We start from the raw sequence: 3,590 nt of genomic DNA on the forward strand, positions 1-3,590 counted from the left end.
AGACCTTCTGGGTGGTGATCGCGGTCATCCTTGCCTGCGTGTTCCTATCGTTTGCCACCGACGCCTTCGCCACCTCGAAGAACCTCTACAACATCACCCGCAACATCACCTTCGTCGCCATCATCGCGCTCGGCATGACTTTCGTCATCATCACCGGCGGCATCGACCTGTCGGTTGGCTCGGTACTATGCCTGTCGTCAATGGTGCTGGCCGTCACCATGCATGCCGGCTACTCGATCGAGGTCGGCATCCTGGCCTCCATTGCCACCGCGCTCGCCATTGGCGCCTTTAACGGCGTGCTGATCGCCTATCTCGGCTTTCCACCCTTTGTGGTGACGCTCGGCATGTTGTCGATCGCCCGCAGCCTAGCCATGGTCGCCTCCAACAACACCGTCGTCTTCCAGTTCGGGCCGGACCACGCCAAGCTTCTGTCATTGGGCGGCGGCGCCTGGGTGTTCGGCATCGCCAATCCGGTGCTTTACATGATCCTTCTGGCGCTGATCACCGGCTTTATCCTGCGCTGGACGAAGTTCGGCCGCCACATCTTCGCTATTGGCGGCAATGAGCACGCGGCAACGCTGACCGGCGTTCCGGTGCGCCAGATCAAGGTTGCCGTCTACATGATCTCGGCGCTGTCGGCCGGCATTGCCGGCATCATCCAGACCGGCTGGCTGGGCGCCGTCACCACCAATCTCGGCACCGGCATGGAGCTGCAGGTGATCGCCGCAACCGTCATCGGCGGCGCCAATCTGGCTGGCGGCGTCGGCACCGCCTTTGGCGCCATCGTCGGTGCGGCCCTGATCGAAGTGATCCGCAACAGTCTCGGCCTGCTCGGCATCAATGCCTTCTGGCAAGGTGTGTTCATCGGCGGCGCCATCCTGCTGGCGGTGCTGTTCGACCGCATCCGCAATTTCCGCCGCAGCGACTAAGCCGACAGTTGATGGCCAACTCCCTGTTCAGCCTCGAGGGGCGGCTGGCGCTGGTGACTGGCTCCGGCCAGGGCATCGGCTTCGCGCTGGCTCGGGGGCTGGCTGAGCACGGGGCGAGTGTGGTGCTGAACGGTCGCGACGCCACCAGGATCGACAGCGCAATCGAAAAACTGCGCGCTGATGGCTTCAAGGCGCATGCCTCGGTCTTCGACGTCACCGACTTTCGCGCCGTCGCGGAGGACATTACCCGCATCGAGGCCGAGATCGGCCCCATCGACATCCTCGTCAACAATGCCGGCATACAATTCCGCGCCCCGCTTGAGGATTTCCCCGAGGAGCAATGGGAGCGCCTGTTCAAGACCAATGTGTCGGGCGCCTTCCATGCCGGCAAGGCGGTCGCCCGCCACATGATCCCGCGCGGCAAGGGCAAGATCATCAACATCGGCTCGGTGCAGAGCGAACTGGCAAGGCCGAACATCGCACCATACACCGCGACCAAGGGCGCGATCCGCAACCTGACAAGGGGTATGTGCGCCGACTGGGCGAGATACGGCCTGCAGGTCAATGCGATCGCACCCGGCTATTTCCGCACCGAGATGAACCAGGCGCTGGTCGACAATCCGGAATTTTCCGCCTGGCTGGAAAAGCGCACGCCCGCCGGACGCTGGGGCGCTGTCGACGAGTTGATCGGCGCCGCAGTGTTCCTTGCCTCCGACGCCTCGTCTTTCGTCAACGGCCATACGCTGTATGTCGATGGCGGCATGACGGCTTCGGTTTGACGTTGGCAATTCTCCCGACCGCTCTTCGTTCCAGTGCCTATCGCTCAGTCTGAAAATCCGGCCTCACTGGCCGTCATTCGCCCTCGCCGCCCCCGCGCGTCTTGACGCGGCCCCGAACTCAGCCGCACAATCCCTGTTGCAGACGAAGGGAGGCCAGTCGTCTGCGGGAGGATATACCCATGACGGAAGCGATCAGGCTCTACTGGGGCCGGTTCGGACATGTATCTATCCTGAATGTCGCAAGCGACTTCGTCACCCATGCCCATGTCGAGGCCCATCTGATCATCTGGCTGGAAGGTACGGCCGGCGAAATGACCATCGGCCGCGAGACCGTCCGGCTTGGACCTGGAACGGCCGCCGGCATCAACTCCTTCCAGCCGCACAGCCATGTTCTGTCGCAAAACGGGACGCCCGGTCTGTTTCTCGCCTTCTACATCGATCCCGACTGGGCGCGGCGCCGCCGCGACCTGCCTTCGTCGGCACCGCTGTTTTCACAAGCCGCGATCACGCTGGAACCGTGGCTGCATCAGGCCGCCGCCAATCTGCTCGACCACCTCAGCGACAATGAGAGCGTCGACGATATCGCCAACTACGAGATCGAGCGTTTCATCGATAGCGTGCTCGACGCCGCCGACGCCTCGGCGCCGCAGGAGGCCCGTGTCCGCATCAACACCATGCAGGATTTTCGTGTCCGCAAGGCAATCCAGCTGATGAAGGCCAATGTCTGCGAGCGCATCTGCTTCGACGACGTGGCGCGCAGCGTCGGCCTGTCGCGACCGCATTTCTTCGCTTTGTTCAAGGAACAGACCAATCTGACGCCCAATGTCTACTGGAACACGCTGCGCATGGAGGAAGCGGTGCGGCAGCTGCAATGGTCGCGGGAGCCGCTGATCTCGGTCGCCTGCAATCTCGGCTTCACCACGCAGGGCAATTTCTCGCGTTTTTTCCGCGACCATGTCGGCGTGCCGCCGACGCTCTACCGCGAGGCCGCGCGGGCGATTGCCTGAGCCTGTCCTCGTTCAGTCAAGGTCGACTGTTTTTCAGACTCCTTGATACACGCTCAAGACGCATTGATAAGCGCCGCTGAAATGGCCGCCCTACCCTTGCACCGGATCGCTTTTGCAAGGGAACATTTGAATGGCCAAAGTCACCATATCCAGCGTCATCGACGCGCCGGTCGAAAAGGTCTGGGCGCGCATACGCGACTTCAACGGGCTGCCGGGCTGGCATCCGCGCATGGTGGAGAGCCACATTGAAGACGGCAAGGATGCCACCACGATCGGCTGCGTGCGCAATTTCCAGCTCGCCAGCGGCGCCCGCCTGCGCGAAAAGTTGCTCGACTTCTCCGACCAGAATTTCCTGGTCAGCTACTCCATCCTCGAGACGCCGCAACCGCTGACCAATCACAAGGCGACCCTGCAGCTGCGGCGTGTGACCGATGGCGACCGCACCTATGCCGAATGGACCGCCAGCTTCGACGCCGCGCCCGAGGAGGCAGACAAGCTGGCCGAGGGCATGGGCGCGAATGTCTTTCAGGGCGGCTTCAACGCCCTGAAAAGCCATTTCGCCGGCCAGAGCTGACAGGAGCCAAACCATGGCGCTGGCACTGCAGACCTTTGCAACGGTGAAAGACGCGAACGCGGCACTGAAAGCCCAGGGCACACGCTATCTCGGCGGCGGCACGCTGGTCGTCCGCGCGGCCAATGAAGGCGATGTTTCGGTTTCCGGCCTTGTCAGGTCGACCGAGCCGTCTTTGTCCACCATCGCTGTTGCCGGCGGCAAAGTCCGCATCGGCGCTTCGGTGACGATGGCGGCGATCGCCAGTCATCCGGAGCTCGGCACGCTCGCCAAGGCCGCTCGCGCCGTCGGCGGCCCGGCCATC

Annotated in this window: 5 protein-coding genes; all 5 read left to right on the forward strand. The window is 63.1% G+C overall.

Translation table 11 applies throughout. The annotated features are described in order from the left end of the window. Nucleotides 1-929: ABC transporter permease (locus EOD15_RS30780; protein WP_245463811.1), on the forward strand; the 929-nt coding region annotated here is incomplete at its 5' end. A gap of 11 nt (nucleotides 930-940) precedes the next feature. After that, nucleotides 941-1,708, forward strand: coding sequence for an SDR family oxidoreductase (locus EOD15_RS30785; RefSeq protein WP_127321792.1), 768 nt, complete (start codon nucleotides 941-943; stop codon nucleotides 1,706-1,708). A 179-nt stretch (nucleotides 1,709-1,887) separates the two neighbouring features. Beyond that, nucleotides 1,888-2,715: an AraC family transcriptional regulator gene (locus EOD15_RS30790; RefSeq protein ID WP_127266791.1), complete on the forward strand. Its 828-nt coding sequence runs from the start codon at nucleotides 1,888-1,890 to the stop codon at nucleotides 2,713-2,715. 130 nt (nucleotides 2,716-2,845) lie between these two features. Beyond that, the gene (locus EOD15_RS30795; RefSeq protein WP_127321791.1) at nucleotides 2,846-3,289 is read left to right on the forward strand and encodes an SRPBCC family protein; all 444 of its coding nucleotides are present in this window, start codon (nucleotides 2,846-2,848) and stop codon (nucleotides 3,287-3,289) included. A 13-nt stretch (nucleotides 3,290-3,302) separates the two neighbouring features. Further along, nucleotides 3,303-3,590 (forward strand): FAD binding domain-containing protein (locus EOD15_RS30800; protein WP_185929124.1); only part of this gene is annotated, 288 nt, incomplete at its 3' end.

Source organism: Mesorhizobium sp. M7A.T.Ca.US.000.02.2.1 (assembly GCF_003996995.1).
Lineage (GTDB): Bacteria > Pseudomonadota > Alphaproteobacteria > Rhizobiales > Rhizobiaceae > Mesorhizobium.

Coding starts and splice junctions, on each gene's coding strand:
- EOD15_RS30785 (WP_127321792.1), top strand. CDS start 941: ATGGCCAACTCCCTGTTCAGCCTCGAGGGGCGGCTGGCGCTGGTGACT.
- EOD15_RS30795 (WP_127321791.1), top strand. CDS start 2,846: ATGGCCAAAGTCACCATATCCAGCGTCATCGACGCGCCGGTCGAAAAG.
- EOD15_RS30790 (WP_127266791.1), top strand. CDS start 1,888: ATGACGGAAGCGATCAGGCTCTACTGGGGCCGGTTCGGACATGTATCT.